19 protein-coding genes and 2 pseudogenes are annotated in these 19793 nt (G+C 72.8%); 6 read left to right on the top strand and 15 right to left on the bottom strand.

Annotation, left to right across the window (positions count from 1 at the left end; all coding sequences use genetic code 11):
- Positions 1–2: 2 nt before the first annotated feature.
- From mftE to G7075_RS01280, 6 genes are all read left to right on the top strand, one after another.
- A complete protein-coding gene (mftE, locus tag G7075_RS01295) occupies positions 3–647 on the top strand; it encodes a mycofactocin biosynthesis peptidyl-dipeptidase MftE (protein WP_205860590.1) in 645 nt (214 codons plus the stop codon).
- A 73-nt stretch (positions 648–720) separates the two neighbouring features.
- A complete protein-coding gene (locus G7075_RS20090) occupies positions 721–1494 on the top strand; it encodes a mycofactocin-coupled SDR family oxidoreductase (protein ID WP_205860589.1) in 774 nt (257 codons plus the stop codon).
- Positions 1487–2935, top strand: coding sequence for a mycofactocin biosynthesis glycosyltransferase MftF (gene mftF, locus G7075_RS01290; RefSeq protein ID WP_205860588.1), 1449 nt, complete (start codon positions 1487–1489; stop codon positions 2933–2935). The genes G7075_RS20090 and mftF overlap by 8 nt, the downstream gene beginning before the upstream one ends.
- Positions 2932–3624, top strand: a complete 693-nt coding sequence (locus tag G7075_RS21905) for an alpha-hydroxy-acid oxidizing protein (protein ID WP_256378049.1) — start codon at positions 2932–2934, stop codon at positions 3622–3624. The genes mftF and G7075_RS21905 overlap by 4 nt, the downstream gene beginning before the upstream one ends.
- Positions 3621–4121 carry an alpha-hydroxy-acid oxidizing protein gene (locus tag G7075_RS21900; protein ID WP_256378048.1) on the top strand — a complete coding sequence of 167 codons (501 nt, stop codon included), beginning with the start codon at positions 3621–3623 and terminating at the stop codon, positions 4119–4121. Before G7075_RS21905 ends, G7075_RS21900 begins: the two co-directional genes overlap by 4 nt.
- Before the next feature lie 4 nt (positions 4122–4125).
- Positions 4126–4788 (top strand): LmeA family phospholipid-binding protein, encoded by a 663-nt coding sequence (locus tag G7075_RS01280; RefSeq protein ID WP_166118080.1) that lies wholly within the window; start codon positions 4126–4128, stop codon positions 4786–4788.
- 43 nt (positions 4789–4831) lie between these two features.
- On the opposite strand, the gene G7075_RS01275 is transcribed toward G7075_RS01280, so the two are convergent.
- From G7075_RS01275 to G7075_RS20555, 15 genes and pseudogenes are all read right to left on the bottom strand, one after another.
- The gene (locus G7075_RS01275; RefSeq protein ID WP_166118078.1) at positions 4832–7960 is read right to left on the bottom strand and encodes an alpha-amylase family glycosyl hydrolase; all 3129 of its coding nucleotides are present in this window, start codon (positions 7958–7960) and stop codon (positions 4832–4834) included.
- A 116-nt stretch (positions 7961–8076) separates the two neighbouring features.
- Positions 8077–8664: a TIGR03086 family metal-binding protein gene (locus tag G7075_RS01270; RefSeq protein ID WP_240917802.1), complete on the bottom strand. Its 588-nt coding sequence runs from the start codon at positions 8662–8664 to the stop codon at positions 8077–8079.
- Complete coding sequence (locus G7075_RS01265) at positions 8661–10355, bottom strand: ABC-F family ATP-binding cassette domain-containing protein (protein WP_166118076.1); 1695 nt, start codon at positions 10353–10355, stop codon at positions 8661–8663. Before G7075_RS01265 ends, G7075_RS01270 begins: the two co-directional genes overlap by 4 nt.
- Before the next feature lie 154 nt (positions 10356–10509).
- The gene (locus tag G7075_RS01260) at positions 10510–10908 is read right to left on the bottom strand and encodes an MmcQ/YjbR family DNA-binding protein (RefSeq protein WP_166118074.1); all 399 of its coding nucleotides are present in this window, start codon (positions 10906–10908) and stop codon (positions 10510–10512) included.
- A gap of 24 nt (positions 10909–10932) precedes the next feature.
- Positions 10933–11769, bottom strand: coding sequence for a tRNA pseudouridine(38-40) synthase TruA (locus tag G7075_RS01255; RefSeq protein WP_166124159.1), 837 nt, complete (start codon positions 11767–11769; stop codon positions 10933–10935).
- 157 nt (positions 11770–11926) lie between these two features.
- Positions 11927–12646 carry a 50S ribosomal protein L17 gene (rplQ, locus tag G7075_RS01250; protein WP_166118072.1) on the bottom strand — a complete coding sequence of 240 codons (720 nt, stop codon included), beginning with the start codon at positions 12644–12646 and terminating at the stop codon, positions 11927–11929.
- Between the two features lie 38 nt (positions 12647–12684).
- Positions 12685–13718: pseudogene (locus G7075_RS01245) on the bottom strand (DNA-directed RNA polymerase subunit alpha).
- A 146-nt stretch (positions 13719–13864) separates the two neighbouring features.
- Positions 13865–14473: a 30S ribosomal protein S4 gene (gene rpsD / locus G7075_RS01240; protein ID WP_166118070.1), complete on the bottom strand. Its 609-nt coding sequence runs from the start codon at positions 14471–14473 to the stop codon at positions 13865–13867.
- 37 nt (positions 14474–14510) lie between these two features.
- On the bottom strand, positions 14511–14915 hold the full coding sequence (gene rpsK / locus G7075_RS01235) for a 30S ribosomal protein S11 (RefSeq protein WP_128366906.1): 405 nt from the start codon (positions 14913–14915) through the stop codon (positions 14511–14513).
- A gap of 58 nt (positions 14916–14973) precedes the next feature.
- Positions 14974–15351: a 30S ribosomal protein S13 gene (gene rpsM, locus G7075_RS01230; protein WP_166118068.1), complete on the bottom strand. Its 378-nt coding sequence runs from the start codon at positions 15349–15351 to the stop codon at positions 14974–14976.
- Between the two features lie 226 nt (positions 15352–15577).
- A complete protein-coding gene (gene rpmJ, locus G7075_RS01225; protein ID WP_006592630.1) occupies positions 15578–15691 on the bottom strand; it encodes a 50S ribosomal protein L36 in 114 nt (37 codons plus the stop codon).
- 32 nt (positions 15692–15723) lie between these two features.
- The gene (gene infA, locus G7075_RS01220; RefSeq protein WP_006946284.1) at positions 15724–15945 is read right to left on the bottom strand and encodes a translation initiation factor IF-1; all 222 of its coding nucleotides are present in this window, start codon (positions 15943–15945) and stop codon (positions 15724–15726) included.
- Between the two features lie 432 nt (positions 15946–16377).
- Entirely contained in the window at positions 16378–17388 is a 1011-nt protein-coding gene (gene meaB / locus G7075_RS01215) for a methylmalonyl Co-A mutase-associated GTPase MeaB (RefSeq protein WP_166118066.1), read from the bottom strand.
- Positions 17385–19545: pseudogene (gene scpA, locus G7075_RS01210) on the bottom strand (methylmalonyl-CoA mutase). The gene meaB and the pseudogene scpA overlap by 4 nt, the downstream one beginning before the upstream one ends.
- The gene (locus G7075_RS20555; protein WP_240917801.1) at positions 19542–19682 is read right to left on the bottom strand and encodes a hypothetical protein; all 141 of its coding nucleotides are present in this window, start codon (positions 19680–19682) and stop codon (positions 19542–19544) included. The pseudogene scpA and the gene G7075_RS20555 overlap by 4 nt, the downstream one beginning before the upstream one ends.
- Positions 19683–19793: the final 111 nt, after the last annotated feature.

Raw genomic sequence — 19793 nt, 5'->3', positions numbered from 1 at the left:
GCGTGGACCTCGGCACGCGCACCTCCGGCGCCGACCTGCGCGGCGCGACCGTGCTCGTGCCGCTCGGCGCGCTCGAGCAGCACGGCGCCCACCTGCCGCTGCACACCGACTCGGAGGTCGCGCGCGCGGTGTGCGACACGGTGGCGGAGCGACTGACCGATCGTCAGGTGCTCGTCGCGGCCACCGTCGCCTACGGCGCGAGCGGTGAGCACGAGGACTTCCCGGGCACCGTGTCCATCGGCACCGAGGCCCTCGTCCACCTCGTCGTCGAGCTCGTCCGCTCGGCACGACGATGGTCCGGGCCGGTCGTCCTCGTCACCGGTCACGGGGGCAACGCCGAGGCGCTCGACCGGGCCGTGGCGCAGCTGCGTCGCGAGTCGCACGACGTGGCGTGGACCTCGTGCGCCGAGCCGGGGTGGGATGCCCATGCCGGGCGGGCCGAGACCTCCCTCCTGCTCGCCCTCGACCCCGGCACCGTGCGGATGGACGCCGCCGCTCCCGGGCCGGTCGAGCCGGTCTCCGCGCTCCTCCCCCGCCTGCGCGCCGGGGCGTGGCCGCGGTCTCGCCCGGCGGTGTGCTCGGCGACCCGAGGGGCGCCTCGGCCGCGGAGGGCGAAGACCTCCTCGAGCAGCTCGTCGACCGGGTGACCCGCCAGGTGTGGGCCGGGCTCGTCGACGAGGCCGGCCGGCTGCTGCGTCCGACCACGTCGGGGGTCCCGGCGTGAGCGCCGGCCCGGTCGCGCTCGTCGGCGGGGGCGCGCGCGGCATCGGCGCCGCCGTCGCCCACCGGCTCACCGCCCGCGGACCGGTGGTCGTCCTCGACGCCCTCGACGGCGAAACCCTCGGCTACGACCACGCCACCGGGGCGGGTGCGGAGGGCCTTCGCGGGCACGGTATCGAGGTCGTCGCCGTCGACCTGCGCGACCCCGGGGCGACCCGGTCGGCCGTCGACGACGTCGTGGCGCGGCACGGCCGGCTCGACGTCGTCGTGAGCACGGCGTCGGTGGTCGCGGGTGGCGCACCGCTGTGGGAGACGCCGGTCGAGGTGCGCGACGGGCTGCTGGCCGCCGACGCCGCGACGGCCTGGAACCTCGCGGCCGCCGCCGTCCCGCACCTCCTGGCCCGCCCGGCCGCCGACCGGCCCACCGTGTGCGTCACGACCTCGGTCGCCGGCGAGCGCGGTCTCTACGGGCTGTCCGCGTACGTCGTCGCCAAGCACGCCGCGACAGGTGTCGTGCGCGCCCTCGCCGCCGACCTCGCGGGTACCCCGGTCACGGCGGTCGGTGTGGCGCCGGGGGCCACCGACACCGACATGCTGGCTGCCACGGCTCGCCTCTACGGCCTCGATGACGTCGCTGCGCTCGCCGAGCACCAGGCCTCCCGGCGCCCCTTCTCCCCGGACGAGGTGGCGGCCGTCGTCGAGCTCGCCTGCACGGCCGGGCCGGTCGTCCACGGGGCCGTCCTCCCCGCCGACGGGGGGTTCGGTCGTGCCTGACCTGCCCTCCGGCTTCCGCGTGCGCCTGGCCGACGACGCGCACCGCTGCGACGACGGCCGGACGATCTTCGGTGGCTCCTCCGGCCGGCTCGTGCACCTGCGCCCTGCCGCCCTTCAGCGGTTCGACGAGCGGGGTGGCCTCGTGGTCGACGACCCCACGTCGCGGCGGGTCGCCCGGATGCTCCTCGACCGCGGTCTGGCCCACCCCTGGTGGAACGGGTCCACCCCGGCCCATCCGAGCGACGTCACCGTCGTGGTGCCGGTGCTCGACCGGGCCGCCGCGCTCGACCGCCTGCTCGCGGGGCTGCCGGGAGTCCGGACGGTCGTCGTCGACGACGGCTCGCAGGACCCGGCCGCCCTCGTCGACGTGTGCCGGCGCCACGATGCGCGCTACGTCCGCCACCCCGAGCGTCGCGGGCCGGCTGCCGCCCGCAACACCGGCCTGCGAGCCGTCCGCTCCGCCGTCGTGGCCTTCGTCGACTCCGACGTCGTCCTCGACACCACCGCGCTCGCCGCCCTGCGCCGTCACCTCGAGGACCCCGCCGTCGCCCTGGTAGCGCCGCGGGTCCTCGGTCTCGACGAGGGCCGCGGCGTGCTGGCCCGCTACGAGGCCGCCCGCTCCTCCCTCGACCTCGGGCCCTCACCCGCGCGGGTCCACCCGCACGGGCGCGTCTCGTACGTGCCGAGCGCCGTCCTCCTCGGTCGCCGCGAGGCCTTGGGCGAGGGCTTCGACGAGGCGCTCGAGGTCGCCGAGGACGTCGACCTCGTCTGGCGCGTGGCCCGCGACCACGTCGTGCGCTACGACCCCTCCGTCGTCGTCCGACACGAGCACCGCACCACCCCGGGGGCCTGGCTGCGCCGAAAGGCCTTCTACGGCAGCGGCGCCGCCCTCCTCGCGACCCGCCACGGCGAGGCCGTGGCCCCTGCCGTCCTCGCCCCGTGGGCCGCGGTGGCCGCCGGTGCCGTCCTCGCCCAGCGCCGCTGGAGCGTCCCCGTCGCCCTGGGGGCCACGGCGTTCGCCGAGCTGTCCCTAGCCCGCCGCCTGCGCGGCAGCGACCGGCCCCACCGCGCGGCGCTGGCCGTCCTCGCCGTCGGCCTGCACGCCACCCTCACCCAGACCACGGGGCTCGTCGTGCGCCACCACTGGCCGGTGACCGCCGCCCTCGTGCCGTTCTCGCGTCGTGCCCGTCGTGTCGCGCTCGTGGCCGCCGTCGTCGACGGGGTCCTCGACCACCGGCGGGTCCGCCCGGACCTCGACCTCTCCCGCTACGTGGTCCTGCGCCGGGCCGAGGACCTCGCCTACGGCGCCGGCCTGTGGTGGGGCTGCCTGCGCGAGAGGTCGACCCGCGCCCTCCTGCCCGCGCTCCGCACCCGCGGCACCACCGCCGACCAGACCCCACGCACCGTCAGCACCGACACCCCACGAGAGGCCACGCCATGAGCAGCACCAGATGGTTCGAGACCGTCGCCGAGGCCCAGCGCCGTGCCGAGAGGCGGCTCCCCCGCTCGGTCTACAAGGCCCTGCTCGCCGGCTCCGAGCGCGGCCTGACCTACGAGGACAACATCGCCGCGTTCTCCGAGCTCGGGTTCGCACCGCACGTGGCGGGCGGTCCGGCGGAGCGCTCGCTCGCGACGTCGGTCATGGGGGTCGACCTCGCGCTGCCCGTCATCATCTCCCCCACCGGGGTCCAGGCCGTGCACCCCGAGGGCGAGGTGGCCGTCGCCCGGGCGGCCGCGGCCCGGGGCACGGCGATCGGCCTCAGCTCGTTCGGCTCGAGCAGCATCGAGGAGGTGACGGCCGTCAACGACCGGACCTTCTTCCAGATCTACTGGTCCGGCGGTCGCGACACCATCGAGCAGCGCTTCGACCGGGCCCGGGCGGCCGGCGCCAAGGGTATCATCGCCACGCTCGACTGGACCTTCTCGCACGGCCGCGACTGGGGCAGCCCGACCATCCCCGAAGCCCTGACGCCGAGGGCGATGATGTCCTTCGCCCCCGAGGTGCTGCGCCGCCCGCGCTGGCTGCTCGACTTCGTCCGCTCCGGTGCGCTGCCCGACCTCACCACCCCGAACATGGCCGCCCCGGGCAGAAGGGCCCCACGTTCTTCGGCGCCTACGGCGAGTGGATGACCACGCCGCCACCCTCCTGGGAGGACATCGCCTGGATGCGCGAGGTGTGGGGTGGCCCGTTCATGCTCAAGGGCATCTGCCGGGTCGACGACGCCCGCCGGGCCGTCGACGCCGGCGTCACCGCCATCTCGGTCTCGACGCACGGCGGCAACAACCTCGACGGCATCCCCGGCGCGATCCGGATGCTGCCCGGCATCGCCGAGGCGGTGGGCCACGACGTCGAGGTGGTCTTCGACTCGGGCATCCGCCGCGGCGGCGACGTCGTCAAGGCCCTCGCCCTCGGCGCCCGGGCCGTGATGATCGGCCGGGCCTACCTGTGGGGCCTCGCGGCCAACGGGCAGGCCGGCGTCGAGAACGTCCTCGACATCCTGTCCGGCGGCATCTCCTCGGCCCTCCTGGGGCTGGCGAAGGCGTCGGTGCACGACCTCACCCCGGACGACGTGCTCGTGCCCGACGGCTTCGCCCGGACGCTCGGTGGTGCCCGCGTGACACCCTGACCGGGTGAAGCGCTTCCTCCTCGGCGTCCTGACCACCCTCGTCGTCCTCGCCCTCGGCGCGGGCGCCCTCCTGCTCTCCCTGGGCTCGGGCGTCGACCCCACGACCGCGGCCCCCGCCTCCCCACGACCCACCACGGCGCCGTCGCGGCCGGCCGACCTCGCCGCCGACGAGACCTGGCTGGGCACCGTCGCGCTCGACAGCAAGGACGTGCTCGCGCAGGAGGGGTCGCTCGCCGACGTCCGGGCGAGCGGCACCGGCGTGCGGTTCGGCCCGGCCGGGCTGCGGGCCCAGCGCCTCGACCTCACGGCGACCCTTCCCTTCGACGTCGTCGCCGCCCAGGTGGGCGCGGGCGTGCGCCTCTTCCCGGCGGCCGGAGGGCTGGCGGGCGTCGAGCGCACCGCGACGGTCCTCGGCCGCGACGTCACCGTGCGCGCGACCGGCCGCGTGGTGGCCGACGGCGGCGGCCTCCTCATCGAGCCCGAGACCGTCGAGCTCGGTGGCCCGTCGTTCGTCGACGCCGCGGCGAGCGCCGTCGCCCGCGGCCTGGTCACCCTCCGGCAGGACGTGCCCGCCGTGCCGGAGGGCATGGTGCTGCGCGAGGTGCGCGTGACGCCCGCGGGCTTCGCCGTGCGCCTCGACGGCGCCGACGTGGTCCTGGGCCGCTGACCCGCTGACCCGCCGCGGCCGGTCGTCACCCGCCGGCGCGACCTCAGCCGACGGCGCTCGTCACCGTCGTCTCGTGGGTCCGCGAGTCGTAGAGGAACGTCGTCCGGGCGCCGGCCCCGGGGACGGTGACGCTCATGTTCGCGCCGTTCGGGACCCCGCCGTCGCCGTAGTTGACGTCCCAGGACAGGTCCTGGGCGATCTTGAACTGGTAGGTCCCCGGCGGGATGCCGGTGAGCACGAGGGCGAAGATCCCGTCACCGTCCGGGTCCTGCAGCCAGGGTCGCAGGCACGTCGCCGACCAGTCGGCGGCGCACCCGAGCTCGGACTGGAAGTCACCGCCCGCGACGACGATCGGGCCCTGCTCGTCGGAGGTGACCCAGTGCGTCGTGGGGTCGTAGTAGAACGTGACCTTGCCGTCGGTGGTCTCGACGTCGATGTTCGCGCCGCCGCGCACGCCGCCGGCGCCGTAGTTCTCCGTCCACGACCCGTCGAGCGCGGCCTTGTACGAGTACGGACCCGCCGGCAGGGTGACCGCCTTGCGCCACGTGCCGGACTCGGTGTCGAGGGTCATCTGGGCGTTCGTGCACTCGGGCTGCCAGTCGGCGCTGCACCCCAGCTCGCTGTCGAGCGTGCCGGCGATGGTCACCGAGGTGGGCTGGGTCGCCGCCCGGTCGCCGTTCTGCGGCACGGTGGCCGACGGCTGTGCCACGACGGTGGCCCAGGACCCCGCGGCCGCGACCCGGCCCCCGGCGTCCTCGACGACCACGCGGTACTCCAGGGGCGTGCCCTTGGCGATGCCGCGCACGTCGTGGAAGACCCGGTACGGGGCGTTGTCGTCGGTGCCCAGCAGCTGCCAGCGCTTCGTGCCGACCGGCCGGTACCAGAAGGTGGCCTGGGCCAGCGTGCCGCTGTCGACGCTCGCCGAGACCTCGGCCCGGTCGTGGACGCCGGAGCCGGGGGCCAGGTCCATCGACACCGTCGGGGCCGCGACGCGGGTGCTGATCGGGGAGGTGGCCTTCCAGACGGCGACGGTGAGCGGCGGGACGGTGACCGTCACCTTCCCGTCGGCCTTCGTGCGCAGGACGGCGCTCGAGCCGGACAGCGGCAGGAAGGCGCCGTTCGGCGTCCAGGTGTCGAAGGTCGCCGACTTCGCCGTCGTGCTGTTGTTGGCCGCGACGAGGTACTCGCGCGGCTTCGAGGAGCCGTGCCGGTCGTCGCGGCCACCGCCGCGGTCGCTCGACCCGACCCGGGAGATCGCGAAGATGCCCGCGCCGTCGTCGGCGTAGCGCTGCACCTGCGCGCCGTCGGCGAGCACCGGGTTCTGGGCGCGCAGGCGGGCGAGGGCCGCGAGGTGGCGGTAGATCGGGTGCGTCGTGGAGTAGCGGTCGCGCGAGCCCTCGGGGCCGCCGAGCACGTCCTCGCCGTTGTAGACGGCCACCTTGCTCGCGAACATGTCCTCGCGGGCCAGCTGGTCGCCGCCGGTGCCGACGAAGCCCTGCTCGTCGCCGTAGTAGGTCACCGGGTTGCCGCGCACGGCGTACATCAGCGAGTCGGCGAACTCGACGCGCTTCAGGTGCTCGGCCTCGCTCTGCCCGTCAGCCTTGAGGAACATCGCGACGCGTCCCATGTCGTGGTTCCCGAGGAAGGTCGGCAGCTGGTAGGCGTTGCTGTCGGCGTCCGTGTACCAGTCGTCCTTGGCGAAGAAGTCGGCGAGGGTCTTCGCCGACTTGCCCTTGGCGAAGTCGACGCCCTGCTGCTGGAACCCGAAGTCGAGGGTGGCCTGGAGCTTGCCGGCGGTCGTGTACTCGGACATCACGGCCGGGTTGCCGTCGAAGACCTCCCCGAACGCGAAGAAGTCCTTGTTCTTGACCCGCTTGGCCTCCCCGAGGATGTCGGGGATGAACTTCTGCCAGAACTCGAGGTTCACGTGCTTGACGGTGTCGATGCGGAAGCCGTCGATGCCGAAGTCGACCCACGTCTTGTAGATGTCGCCCATGCCCTTGACGACGTCGGGCTGCTCGGTGAACAGGTCGTCGAGGCCGGAGAAGTCGCCGTACGTCGAGGACTCGCCGGCGAAGGTCGAGTCGCCGCGGTTGTGGTACTTCGTCACGTCGTTGAGCCACGCCGGGGTCTTGGCGTCCGCGTCACCGGCGTGGAGGAACGGGGTGTAGGGGAAGGAGACCCCCGCGTCGAGCGGCGGGAAGGCGGCGTTGACGTGCTCGCGGTCGTCGAAGGGCTTCCCGCTCGCGTCCTTGTACGGGTACTTCGCCTTGGTGCGGTAGGTGTAGAGCCCCTCCTTGTAGTCGATGACGTCCGCGGTGTGGTTCGTGATGATGTCGAAGAAGACCTTCATGCCCTTCTTGTGGGCGGCGTCGATGAGCGCCTTCATCTCCGCGTTGGTGCCGAGGTGCGGGTCGACCTTCGTGAAGTCGGTGATCCAGTACCCGTGGTAGCCGGCGCTCTCCTCCCCCGGCTTGCCCTGCACCGGCTTGTTCGTGAAGCTCGGCGTCAGCCAGATGGCGGTCGTGCCCATGCCCTTGATGTAGTCGAGCTTGCTCGTCAGGCCCTTGAGGTCACCCCCGTGGTAGAAGCCCTTGTTCGTGGGGTCGAGGCCGGTGGTGAGCGGCCCGCCCGTCAGGCCCCCGGTGTCGTTGGCGCGCGAGCCGTTGGCGAACCGGTCGGCCATGACGAAGTAGAACCGCTCCCGCGTCAGGCTCGAGCGCAGCGAGTCCTCGGCGAGGCGTCGGTCGGACCCGGTCGTGCCCCCGGCGAGCCGCACGGGCGTGATGGTCAGCGCGTGGGTGCCGTCGTCGTAGGCGAACCGCAGGGCCGCCGGTCCCTGGAGCACCAGCGGGATGTTCGCGCCGTTGAGCTTGCCGCCGGCCCCGTAGTTGACGTCCCACGAGTCGTCGAGGGCGACCTTGAGGTCGTAGCTGCCCGCCGGGACGCGGAAGGTGGCGCTCCACCGGGCGGTGTCGCCCTCCTGGACCAGCTCGGTGGCGTCGCACGCTGGGTCCCAGTCGGCGGCGCACCCGAGCTCGGACTGCAGGCTGCCCACCAGCGCGACCGCGGCGGTGGCGGCCGCCGCGGGGGTGGCGGTCGCGACGAGCGGGGCGGCCACGAGGGCGGCTCCGGCGGCGAGGGCGGTCAGGCGTCGACGGGGACGAAGCATCGGTGCTCCTCGGGGTGTGTCGACGCGGGGCGCCGGCCGGCTCGGGTCGTGCGCCTCGCAACCTAGGTGCGAAAACGCTTTACATGAACCCCCGGTGCCGACAACTGACGAACTCTTTACCCTGCGGGCGGCGTCCAGGACGGGTCGCGGCCGATGAACCCGAGCAGCCGGGTCTGGGGGTCGGCATCGTCGGGAACGGGCACCCGCGGACCGTACTGGCCGGAGGAGCGCATGGCGTCCTCGACCCCGGCCATCCCCTCGACGAGGCCCGCGCAGACCTGCGGGTCCATCCGGTCGTCCTGGCCGGTGGCCCGGGCGAGGTCCCAGGTGTGCAGGAAGACGTCGGTCGTGTAGATCATGTCGGTCGCCTGCGCCAGCGTCATCGACCCGATGTGCGGGTTGTCGATGGGTGCGTCGGCGACGGCCGGGTCGTCGAGGAGGGCCTGGACGGCCGCGGTGTGCCCGTCCCAGGCCGCGACCGGGTCGTCGGCGGCGCTCGGCTGCGGCGGGAAGTCGACCCCCGAGCCGGCGAGGAAGGCGGGGTACCACGTGGTCAGGTGCTCGACGACGCCGCGCGCGTCCCAGCCCTCCACGGGCGCCGGCACGTCCCAGTCGGTGGTGCCGCGCACGCGGTCGGCGAAGACCGCCGCGATCTCGCGGTGCCGCTCGGCAGGTGTGGATGGGGCCATGTCGTCCTCGCTCATCTCGGGCGACGGACCCGGCCCTCGTCCCAGACCGGCTCGTCGGTGGCCGCCACCGTACCGTCTGCGCGGAAGACGAGGAACCGGTCGAGGCCGCGGGCGAACCAGCGGTCGTGGGTCACGGCGACCACCGTGCCCTCGAAGGCGGCGAGCGCGTCCTCGAGCGCCTCGGCCGAGTGCAGGTCGAGGTTGTCGGTCGGCTCGTCGAGCAGCAGCAGGGTCGCCCCCGAGAGCTCCAGGAGGAGGATCTGCAGCCGCGCCTGCTGGCCGCCCGAGAGCGAGTCGAAGGTCTGCTCGGAGGCCCGCGCGAGGCCGTAGCGGTCGAGGGCCCGGGCGGCGAGGTCGCGCGGCATCCCGGCCCGGTGCTCGTCGCCCCGGTGCAGGATCTCCAGGAGCGTGCGCCCGTGCAGCGAGGCGTGGTCGTGGGTCTGGGCGAACCAGCCCGGGCGCACCCGCGAGCCGAGGACGACCCGGCCCGCGTGCTCGACCGGCTGCGGACGGATGTCGCCGACCGGCTGGTGCTCGCGGTCGGGGTCGCTGCCGCCCGCGGCCAGCAGCCGCAGGAAGTGCGACTTGCCCGAGCCGTTGCTGCCGAGCACACCGACCCGCTCGCCGAACCAGATCTCGGTGTCGAACGGCTCGACGAGACGGTGCCCGTCGACCCGCAGCTCGAGGCCGGTCGTCACGATGGCTCGCTTGGCCGTCCGCCCGCCGGTGAGCCTCATCGTCACCTGCTGGCGCAGCGGCACGGCCTCGGGCGGTCCGGCCTCGACGAACTTGCGCAGCCGGGTCTCGGCCGCCCGCAGGCGCGAGGCCAGCCCGTCGTTGTACGCCGCCTTCTGGCGGTACATGAGGACCAGCTCCTTGAGCTTGACGTGCTCCTCGTCCCAGCGCCGGCGCAGCTCGTCGAGCCGGTCGTTGCGGTCGATGCGCGCCTGCTCGTAGGTCGAGAACCGGCCCGGGTGCACCCACACGCTGTTCCCCGCGGTGCCCGGCTCGAGCGTCGCGATGCGCGTGGCGACCCGGTCGAGCAGCTCGCGGTCGTGGCTGACGAACAGCACGGTCTTGGGCGACTCGACGAGGCGCTCCTCGAGCCAGCGCTTGGCGGGGACGTCGAGGTAGTTGTCGGGCTCGTCGAGCAGCAGCACCTCGTCGGGGCCGCGCAGCAGCGCCTCGAGGACGAGCCGCTTCTGCTCCCCGCCCGAGAGCGTCGAGACCTTGCGCCACTGCGCCTGCTCGAAGGGGACGCCGATCGCCGCGACCGTGCAGACGTCCCAGAGGGTCTCCCACTCGTAGCCGCCGACGTCGCCCCAGTCGGCGAGGGCCTGCGCGTAGTCGAGCTGGTCCTGCTCGGACTCGCGCTCCATCATCGCCAGCTCGGTGCGGTCGACCGCCTCGGCCGCCAGGCGCACCGGCTCGGGGGCGACCGAGACGAGCAGGTCGCGCACGGTCGTGTCGTCGCGGACCTTCCCGATGAACTGGCGCATCACCCCGAGGCCGCCGCTGCGGGTCACTGCCCCCTCGTGGCCGGTGAGGTCGCCGGCGAGGATGCGCAGCAGCGTCGTCTTGCCGGTGCCGTTCGGGCCGATGAGCGCGGTCTTGGCGCCGTCACCGACGCGCAGGTTCACCTCGCGCAGCAGCGGGCGCCCGTCGGGCAGCGAGTAGCCGACGGCGCCGATGTCGAGGTGTCCCACGAGCGACCATCCTCCCGGATTCCCCGCCGCCACTTCACCCACTTATTGCGCAGAACCCACCTTCCGGGCCGTCCACGGGGCCGGTCGAGGTGGGTTTCGGGCAATCAGTCGGGGTCAGGAGGTCGAGGTCGGGCCCTGGGTCGGGGTGTGGAGGTCAGTCGTCGCGGGAGTCGAGCTCGGCGACGAGCCGGGCGGGGGCGGTCGCGCGGTAGGAGGACTCGACGAGCTCGGCGACCTCGTCCCAGTCGACGTCGCCGCGCAGGTCGAGGGCGAGCCAGCCGTAGGCGCCCTCGTAGCCGGGGACGACGACGCGCGGGTCCTCGAGGAGGGCCGGCCGTTCGTCGGCCTCGGGAAGGAAGACGAGCGACTGCCGCAGGGCGTCGGACCCGTGGTCGCCCTTGACGACCCCACCGAAGATCGCGAAGACCTTCTGGGAGAAGAAGGTCGGTCGGCCGTGGCTGATCTTCTCGGCGGCGCCGGGCAGGGCCAGGGCGATGCCGCGCACGCGCGCCAGGATCGGGTCGTCGTCGTCGAACCGGGCGGGATGGGCCATCGCCCCACCGTAGGCGGTGCGCGCTCAGCCCGGGAGGGTCCGGGTGGCGCGGGCCTCCTCGGCGCGGGACGCGAGCGCGTGGTCATCGGGGTAGACGACCTCCTCGAGGGAGAGCCCGTGCGCCGGCATCACCTTGACGCGCGGGTCACGCACACCGGCCGTCAGGACCTCCTCGGGCCACCCGGCCGGCTCCCGCCCCTCCCCCACCGGCACGACCGCCCCCACGAGCGCGCGGACCATGCTGTGGCAGAACGCGTCCGCGACCACCGTGCCCTCGAGGACGCCGTCGTCGGCCCGACGCCAGGAGTAGCCGAGCAGCGTCCGCACCGTGGTGGCGCCCTCGCGCCGCTTGCAGAAGGCGGCGAAGTCGCGCAGCCCCACGAGCCGCCCGGCCGCCTCGTCCATCGCCTCCGCGTCGAGCCGGTCGCGCACGACGACGGTGTCGCGCCGGCGCAGCGGGTCGAGGGCGGCGGGGTCGTCGCAGACCCGGTAGAGGTAGCGACGCCGCAGCGCCGAGAACCTTGCGTCGAATCCCTCCGGGGCCACCGACACCCGCCGGACGACGACATCGTCCGGCAGCACCCCGGCCAGCCGGGCCACCGCGGCCACCTCCGGAGCGCGGTCCGAGCGCCCCGGCAGTCGCGCGAAGGCGCCCTCGTCGACGTCGGCGTGCGCCACCTGGCCGCGGGCGTGCACCCCGGCGTCGGTGCGCCCGGCCACCGTGAGCCGCACCGGCCCACCGGCCCGCAGCACCGTCCCGAGGCCCTCGGAGAGCACCCCCTCGACCGTGCGCAGCCCGGGCTGGGCGGCCCACCCGGCGAAGTCCGTGCCGTCGTACCCGAGGTCGAGGCGGAGGCGCACGGTCACCCGGCCAGCCTAGCCAGCGCCCGGACAGCCTCGCAGTGAGTGCGGACGTGGCTGCCACAGCGACCACTTCCGCACCCACGGCGGGTCAGACGCGGGACGGCCCCCTCCCGCGAGCGGGAGGGGCCGTCACCGGCATCCGGTGGGGCGAGGCTCAGGCCTCGTCCTCGACCTGCTGCTTCTCGGCGCCACCGGCCGGCTCGAAGCCGGCGGCCTCGGCGGCCTCCGCGCTCTCGAACCAGAACTCGGCGACCGTCTGGTCGTACCACTGCGAACCCTCGACGTGGTACTTGCCGGAGTCGGCGTTGCCCTTGACGGTGTAGCCCTCGGGGGCCGAGCCGTCCTCGGTCGCGGCGACGGCACCCTCGGGCAGCTCGACGGCCGCGGTCTCCTCGGTGGTGTCCTCGGTGGTGTCCTCGACGGGAGCCGCCTCGACCTCGGCCTCGGCGGCCTTCCGGTCCTTGGCCGAACGCTTGGTGGCCGCCTCGGCCTCCTTGACGGTGGCCTTCTTGGCGACGGGCTCGCGGACGAGCTCGATGACCGCCATGGGGGCGTTGTCGCCCTTGCGCGCACCGATCTTCGTGATGCGGGTGTAGCCGCCGTTGCGCTCGGCCATGTCGGGCGCGATCTCGACGAAGAGGCGGTGGACGACGCCCTTGTCGCGGACGACCGTCATGACCCGGCGACGGGCCGAGAGGTCACCGCGCTTGGCGAAGGTCACCATGCGCTCGGCCAGCGGGCGCAGGCGCTTGGCCTTGGCCTCGGTGGTCGTGATCGAGTCGTGCTCGAAGAGCGAGGTCGCGAGGTTGGCCAGGATCAGCCGCTCGTGAGCCGGGCCGCCTCCGAGACGGGGACCCTTGGTGGGGGTAGGCATTGTTGATCTCCTTGGTTAAACGTGCCTGGAGGCGTGGTTCAGAGCTGCTCGTCCTCGGCGAACGCCGAGTCGTCCTCGCCCTCACCGAAGGTGAAGTCGTCGTAGCGGTCGGCGATGAGGCTCGGGTCGAACCCGGGGGGCTGTCCTTGAGCGCCAGGCCCATGCCGGCGAGCTTGGCCTTGACCTCGTCGATCGACTTCGCCCCGAAGTTGCGGATGTCGAGCAGGTCGGCCTCGCTGCGGCCCACGAGCTCACCCACGGTGTGGATGCCCTCGCGCTTGAGGCAGTTGTAGGACCGGACGGTGAGGTCGAGGTCCTCGATCGGCAGCGCCAGGTCGGCGGCCAGGGCGGCGTCGGTGGGCGAGGGGCCCATGTCGATGCCCTCGGCCTCGACGTTGAGCTCACGGGCCAGGCCGAACAGCTCGACGAGGGTCTTGCCGGCCGAGGCGAGCGCGTCGCGCGGGGCCATCGAGGACTTGGTCTCGACGTCGACGACGAGACGGTCGAAGTCGGTGCGCTGCTCGACGCGGGTGGCCTCGACCTTGTAGGTGACGTTGAGGACCGGGCTGTAGATGGAGTCGACCGGGATGCGGCCGATCTCCTGGTCGCCGGCCTTGTTCTGCACGGCGGAGACGTAGCCGCGACCGCGCTCGACGGTCAGCTCCATCTCGACGGTGCCCTTGTCGTTGAGCGTCGCGATGTGCAGGTCGGGGTTGTGGACCTCGACCCCGGCCGGCGGGGCGATGTCGGCCGCGGTGACCGCGCCGGCGCCCTGCTTGCGCAGGTACATCACGACCGGCTCGTCGTGCTCCGAGGAGACGACGAGGCTCTTGATGTTGAGGATGATCTCGGTGACGTCCTCCTTGACCCCGGGGATCGTGGAGAACTCGTGGAGCACGCCGTCGACGCGGATGCTCGTGACCGCGGCACCCGGGATGCTCGAGAGCAGGGTGCGGCGCATCGAGTTGCCGAGCGTGTAGCCGAAGCCGGGCTCGAGGGGCTCGATGACGAAACGGCTCCGGGAGTCGGAGACGACGTCCTCACTGAGGACGGGACGCTGTGCGATGAGCACGGTGATACTTCCTTCCCACGGGCGACCGCCATATGACGCCTCGTGAAACGCGGGAGTCGCCTCCCGCCGGTGGCCTCACATCGGTCCGTGGGGCCACCCACGGTCGGGGACGCCGCACGCGCTCGGCGCGCGGCGTCCCGTCCCGGTCAGTTCTTCGAGTAGTACTCGACGATGAGCTGCTCGGTGAGCACCGTGTCGATCTGCGCACGGGTCGGCAGCTGGTGGACGAGCACCTGGAGGGAGCCCGGGACGACCTGCAGCCAGGCCGGGGTGGGCCGGTCGCCGTAGGTCTCGCGCGCGAGCTGGATCGGGAAGGTCTCGACCGACTGCTTGCGCACGGTGACGATGTCGTACTGCTCGACGCGGTAGCTCGGGACGTCGACGCGCACGCCGTTGACCTCGAAGTGACCGTGCGTGACCAGCTGGCGGGCCGCACGACGGGTGCGGGCCAGGCCGGCGCGGTAGACGACGTTGTCGAGCCTGGACTCGAGGATCGTCAGGATGTTCTCGCCGGTCTTGCCGGGGCGGTTGGCCGCCTCCTTGTAGTACCGACGGAACTGCTTCTCCATGACGCCGTAGGTGAAGCGGGCCTTCTGCTTCTCCTGCAGCTGGGTGAGGTACTCCTTCTCCTGCATCCGGCGACGGCCGTGCTGGCCGGGCGGGAACGGGCGGAGGTCGAAGTTCTTGTCACCACCGACGAGGTCGGTCTTGAGGCGACGCGACTTCTTCGTGATGGGTCCGGTGTAACGGGCCATGTTCTCTCAGTTACCTTTCGCGAAGTCTGTCGGTCGCTCAGACGCGGCGGCGCTTGGGCGGGCGGACACCGTTGTGCGGCTGGGGGGTGACGTCCTGGATCGAGCCGACCTCGAGGCCGGCGGCGGTCAGGGAGCGGATGGCGGTCTCGCGACCGGACCCCGGACCCTTGACGAAGACGTCCACCTTGCGCATGCCGTGCTCCATGGCACGACGCGCAGCGGCCTCGGCGGCCGTCTGCGCCGCGAACGGCGTGGACTTGCGCGAGCCCTTGAAGCCGACCTGCCCGGCCGAGGCCCAGCTGATGACGGCCCCGGTGGGGTCGGTGATCGAGATGATCGTGTTGTTGAACGTGCTCTTGATGTGGGCCTGGCCCACCGCGACGTTCTTCTTCTCCTTGCGGCGCACCTTCTTGGCGCCGGTCGTGCGGCCCTTGGGAGGCATGTGTTTCTCCTACTGAGTCTTCGGGAGCGGAGGCGGGGTGAGCTGCGTCAGGCGCAGGTCACTTACCGGCCTTCTTCTTGCCGGCCACGGTGCGCTTGGGGCCCTTGCGGGTCCGCGCGTTGGTCTTGGTGCGCTGCCCGCGAACGGGCAGGCCGCGACGGTGACGCAGGCCCTCGTAGGACCCGATCTCGACCTTGCGGCGGATGTCCGCGGCGACCTCGCGCCGCAGGTCACCCTCGACCTTGAGGTTCTCCTCGATCCAGTCGCGCAGCTTGACGAGGTCCTCGTCACCGAGGTCCTTGACGCGGGTGTCGGGGCTGACCCCGGTCGCCGCGAGCGCCTTCTGCGAGCTGGTCTTGCCGACTCCGAAGATGTAGGTCAGTGCGACCTCGGCGCGCTTGTCGCGCGGGAGGTCGACGCCCATGAGACGTGCCATCTGTGGATGGTTTCCTTTTCTGGTTGTCCGGAGGTCTGGCACAACACCGGTCCGGCCCATCCTGGTCCGGTCCCCGGCCTCCGGGCCGGGGGTGACGTCCCGCGCCCACCTGCTGTTCCAGGTGGCCCGTCGGGGGTCGGGTGCTGCGTGCTTCTGGTGGTGCGTCTGCTCGAGGATCGGTGACCTCGTGCGGCCTCTCGCGAGGCGGTGCTGCGTCTGACTCGCGTCAGCCCTGGCGCTGCTTGTGGCGCAGGTTCTCGCAGATCACCATGACCCGGCCGTTGCGGCGGATCACCTTGCACTTGTCACAGATCTTCTTGACGCTCGGCTGAACCTTCATGTCGCCTTTGCTGTCTGTTCGATGTGTGGACTTCAGCGGTAGCGGAAGACGATGCGGCCGCGGGTCAGGTCGTACGGGCTCAGCTCCACCACCACGCGGTCCTCGGGGAGGATCCGGATGTAGTGCTGTCGCATCTTGCCGGAGATGTGCGCGAGCACCTTGTGACCGTTCGTCAGCTCAACCCGGAACATCGCGTTCGGGAGTGCCTCGACGATCGTGCCCTCGATCTCGATGACGCCGTCCTTCTTGGCCATACCCTCTCAATCCGCCGTGCGGCCAGCCCTCGCTTGGAGTCGGGCTGGCTCATGGAAATCGGCCCCGTGCTGCTCCGCGCAGGCTTGCACCCATGCAGGAACGCACACGTGACCGACGTTCAATGGTACGGCAGGAGGGGGCCGCCACGAAATCGGTGGGACGGGGGCAGAAAACAGTCCACCGGGCCGGCCGTTGCAGGGTTGGCCGACCCGGTGGACTAGGGCGAGCCGGTCTCCGTGCAGGGGGTGGATCCCGGGCTCTGCGCCCGATGGACAGGGTCGGACCGGATGGTCCGGATCACCGGGTGCGGAATCCACGATGCCCTGCCGGGTCCCCACGGGGCCATCCCGTGTGCTCCGACCTGCCGGATCGGACGACCAGCACGACCCGACCGGCGTAGTCGGCATCGGCCGAACGGCTGATGAAGCCCGTCAGCCTTCGGAATCCGTGGCCCGCAGGTCGGCGGTGTAGAGCGCGAGGATGCGGGCCGTCCCGTCGACCGCGCTCAGCTCGCCGGAGCGCACGCGCGCCTCGACCTCGGCCCGCTCGGCCCGCACCGAGGGCGAGGAGCGGACCCCGTCGGTCAGCTCGGCGTCGACGAGGGCCCACATCCAGTCCTCCTGCTGCTGCGCACGCCGCCCCGCGAGGGTGTGGTGCTCCTCGAGGTAGGCCCGGTGCTCGAGGACGGCCCGCCACACCTCGTCGAGGCCGTCGCCGGTCAGGGCCGAGCAGGTGAGCACCGGGGGCCGGCGCACGTCGCGGCCGGGCATCATCATCCGCATCGCGCCGGCCAGCTCGCGGGCCGCGCCCTTGGCCGGCAGCTCGCCGTCGCCGTCGGCCTTGTTGACGGCGATGACGTCGGCGAGCTCGAGGATGCCGCGCTTGATGCCCTGCAGCTGGTCGCCGGCCCGGGCGAGGGTGAGCAGCAGGAAGGTGTCGACCATCTCGGAGACGGCGACCTCGTTCTGGCCGACCCCGACGGTCTCGACGACGACGACGTCGAAGCCGGCGGCCTCGAGCACGAGCATCGACTCGCGCGTCGCCCGGGCCACTCCCCCGAGCTGGCGCCCCGACGGGCTCGGCCGCACGAACGCGGCGTCGGACGCGGCGAGCCGGCCCATCCGGGTGCGGTCGCCGAGGATCGAGCCGCCGGTCCGCCGCGAGCTGGGGTCGACGGCGACGACGGCCACCCGGTGCCCCTGCTCGATGAGCCGCACCCCGAGGGTGTCGATGAAGGTCGACTTGCCGGCGCCCGGCACCCCGCTGATGCCCACCCGCACGGCCCCGCCGGTGCGGTCGGCCAGCGCCGCGAGCAGCTCGCGGGCCTGCTCGCGGTGGTCCGGGCGCCGCGACTCCAGGAGCGTGATGGCCCGCGCCACCTGCCGGCGCTCGCCGGCCCGCACCCCGGCGACGAGTTCCGCGACCGGGACCGGACCGCTCACCCGAGCCGCTCGCGCAGCTCGCCGACGAGGGCCAGGGCCGCCTTGCTGATGACGGTGCCCGGGGGTAGATGTCGTCGGCGCCGGCCGCCCGCAGGGCCTCGTGGTCCTGGTCGGGGATGACCCCGCCGACGACGATCATCAGGTCCTCGCGGCCGAGGTCGTCGAGGGCCTTGCGCAGGGCCGGCACGAGGGTGAGGTGGCCGGCGGCCAGCGAGCTGACGCCCACGACGTGCACGTCGGCCTCGACGGCCTGGCGGGCGACCTCCTCCGGCGTCTGGAACAGCGGGCCCACGTCGACGTCGAAGCCGAGGTCGGCGAACGCGGTGGCGATGACCTTCTGCCCGCGGTCGTGGCCGTCCTGGCCCATCTTGGCGACGAGGATGCGCGGCCGGCGGCCCTGGGCCTCCTCGAACGCCTCGACGGCGGCCTGGGCCTCGCGGACGGTGGCGTCCTCCCCCGCCTCGGCGCTGTACACGCCCCCGATCGTACGGATCTGGGCGGTGTAGCGGCCGAACGCCTCCTCCATGGCCAGCGACATCTCGCCGACGGTGGCCTTGGCGCGCGCGGCCTCGATGGCCAGGGCGAGCAGGTTGGTCTCGGGGGTGCCGTCGGACCCGGCGCGGGCGGCCTCGGTCATCCGGGACAGGGCGGCACGGCAGGCGTCCTCGTCGCGCTCGGCGCGCAGCCGCTCGAGCTTGGCGACCTGGCTGGCCCGCACGGCGGCGTTGTCGACCTTGAGGACCTCGATCGGCTCGTCGACGTCGACGACGTAGGTGTTGACGCCGATGACCGGCTGGTGGCCGGAGTCGATGCGCGCCTGGGTGCGGGCGGCCGCCTCCTCAATGCGCATCTTCGGGATGCCGGCCTCGATCGCCTTGGCCATCCCGCCGGCGGCCTCGACCTCCTCGATGTGCTGCCACGCGCGCTGGGCGAGGTCGTGGGTCAGCCGCTCGACGTAGGCCGAGCCGGCCCACGGGTCGATGGTGCGCGTCGTGCCCGACTCCTGCTGGAGGACCAGCTGGGTGTTGCGGGCGATGCGGGCCGAGAAGTCGGTCGGCAGCGCGATCGCCTCGTCGAGGGCGTTGGTGTGGAGGGACTGCGTGTGCCCCTGCGTCGCGGCCATCGCCTCGATGCAGGTGCGCACGACGTTGTTGAAGACGTCCTGGGCGGTGAGGCTCCACCCGGAGGTCTGGCTGTGCGTGCGCAGGCTGAGCGACTTCGGGTTCTGCGCGCCCTGCTCGCGCACGAGGCGGGCCCAGAGCAGGCGCGCGGCCCGCATCTTGGCGACCTCCATGTAGAAGTTCATCCCGATCGCCCAGAAGAAGGACAGGCGCGGGGCGAAGCGGTCGACGTCGAGGCCCACCGCCTGGCCGGCCCGCAGGTACTCGACGCCGTCGGCGAGGGTGTAGGCCAGCTCGAGGTCCTGCGTGGCCCCGGCCTCCTGCATGTGGTACCCGGAGATCGAGATCGAGTTGAAGCGCGGCATCTCCTGGCTGGTGAAGGCGAAGATGTCGCTGATGATCCGCATCGAGGGCTCGGGCGGGTAGATGTAGGTGTTGCGGACCATGAACTCCTTGAGGATGTCGTTCTGGATGGTCCCGGTCAGCTGCTCCGCCTTCACCCCCTGCTCCTCGGCCGCGACGACGTAGAGCGCGAGCACCGGGATGACGGCGCCGTTCATCGTCATCGACACCGACATCTGGTCGAGCGGGATGCCGTCGAAGAGGGTGCGCATGTCGTAGATCGAGTCGATGGCCACTCCGGCCATCCCGACGTCGCCGGCGACGCGGGGTGGTCGGAGTCGTAGCCGCGGTGGGTCGCGAGGTCGAAGGCGACGCTCAGGCCCTTCTGGCCGGCCGCGAGGTTGCGGCGGTAGAAGGCGTTGGACTCCTCGGCGGTGCTGAAGCCCGCGTACTGGCGGATGGTCCACGGCTGGGTCGTGTACATCGTCGGGTACGGGCCGCGCAGGAACGGCGGGGCGCCGGGCACGGTGTCGAGGAAGTCGAGGCCGGCGAGGTCGTCCTCGGTGTAGACCGCCTTGACGGGGATCTGCTCGGGGGTGAGCCAGGGGTCGGTGGTGTCGGTGGTGGTCCCGGTCGCGGCGTCCGGGGTGCCGGGGCCGAGGTCGAGGGTGGTGAAGTCCGGGACTCCGGTCATCGGGGGTCTCCTTCCGCCGGGGCGCCGAGGTCGTCGAGCAACTCGCCGAGGAACGCGACGACGTCCATCCCGTCGAAGAGCTCGCCGTCGACGAGGTCGGCGTCGCCGAGCTCCGCGGCGCGACCGGCGACGAGCACTCGACCGGCCCCGGCGGCGCGGAGCTCCTCGACGGCCGCGCGGCCGTGCTCCTGGTACTGCGCCCTGCTGCTGGCGAGGACGGCGGTCGGCGTGACCTCGTCGGTCGTGGC

Origin of the sequence: Phycicoccus sp. HDW14 (genome assembly GCF_011383005.1) — a bacterium.
Classification (GTDB): domain Bacteria; phylum Actinomycetota; class Actinomycetes; order Actinomycetales; family Dermatophilaceae; genus Phycicoccus.
The sequence above is the reverse complement of the archived record's forward strand: the minus strand, read 5'-3'. Positions and strand labels throughout refer to the sequence as shown.

Bases quoted from the DNA above. Each gene is read 5' to 3' on its own strand.
- G7075_RS21905 (WP_256378049.1), top strand. From the start codon at position 2,932: ATGAGCAGCACCAGATGGTTCGAGACCGTCGCCGAGGCCCAGCGCCGT.
- G7075_RS21900 (WP_256378048.1), top strand. From the start codon at position 3,621: ATGACCACGCCGCCACCCTCCTGGGAGGACATCGCCTGGATGCGCGAG.
- G7075_RS01275 (WP_166118078.1), bottom strand. From the start codon at position 7,960: ATGCTTCGTCCCCGTCGACGCCTGACCGCCCTCGCCGCCGGAGCCGCC.
- G7075_RS01270 (WP_240917802.1), bottom strand. From the start codon at position 8,664: ATGAGCGAGGACGACATGGCCCCATCCACACCTGCCGAGCGGCACCGC.
- G7075_RS01260 (WP_166118074.1), bottom strand. From the start codon at position 10,908: ATGGCCCATCCCGCCCGGTTCGACGACGACGACCCGATCCTGGCGCGC.
- rplQ (WP_166118072.1), bottom strand. From the start codon at position 12,646: ATGCCTACCCCCACCAAGGGTCCCCGTCTCGGAGGCGGCCCGGCTCAC.
- rpsD (WP_166118070.1), bottom strand. From the start codon at position 14,473: ATGGCCCGTTACACCGGACCCATCACGAAGAAGTCGCGTCGCCTCAAG.
- rpsK (WP_128366906.1), bottom strand. From the start codon at position 14,915: ATGCCTCCCAAGGGCCGCACGACCGGCGCCAAGAAGGTGCGCCGCAAG.
- rpsM (WP_166118068.1), bottom strand. From the start codon at position 15,351: ATGGCACGTCTCATGGGCGTCGACCTCCCGCGCGACAAGCGCGCCGAG.
- rpmJ (WP_006592630.1), bottom strand. From the start codon at position 15,691: ATGAAGGTTCAGCCGAGCGTCAAGAAGATCTGTGACAAGTGCAAGGTG.
- infA (WP_006946284.1), bottom strand. From the start codon at position 15,945: ATGGCCAAGAAGGACGGCGTCATCGAGATCGAGGGCACGATCGTCGAG.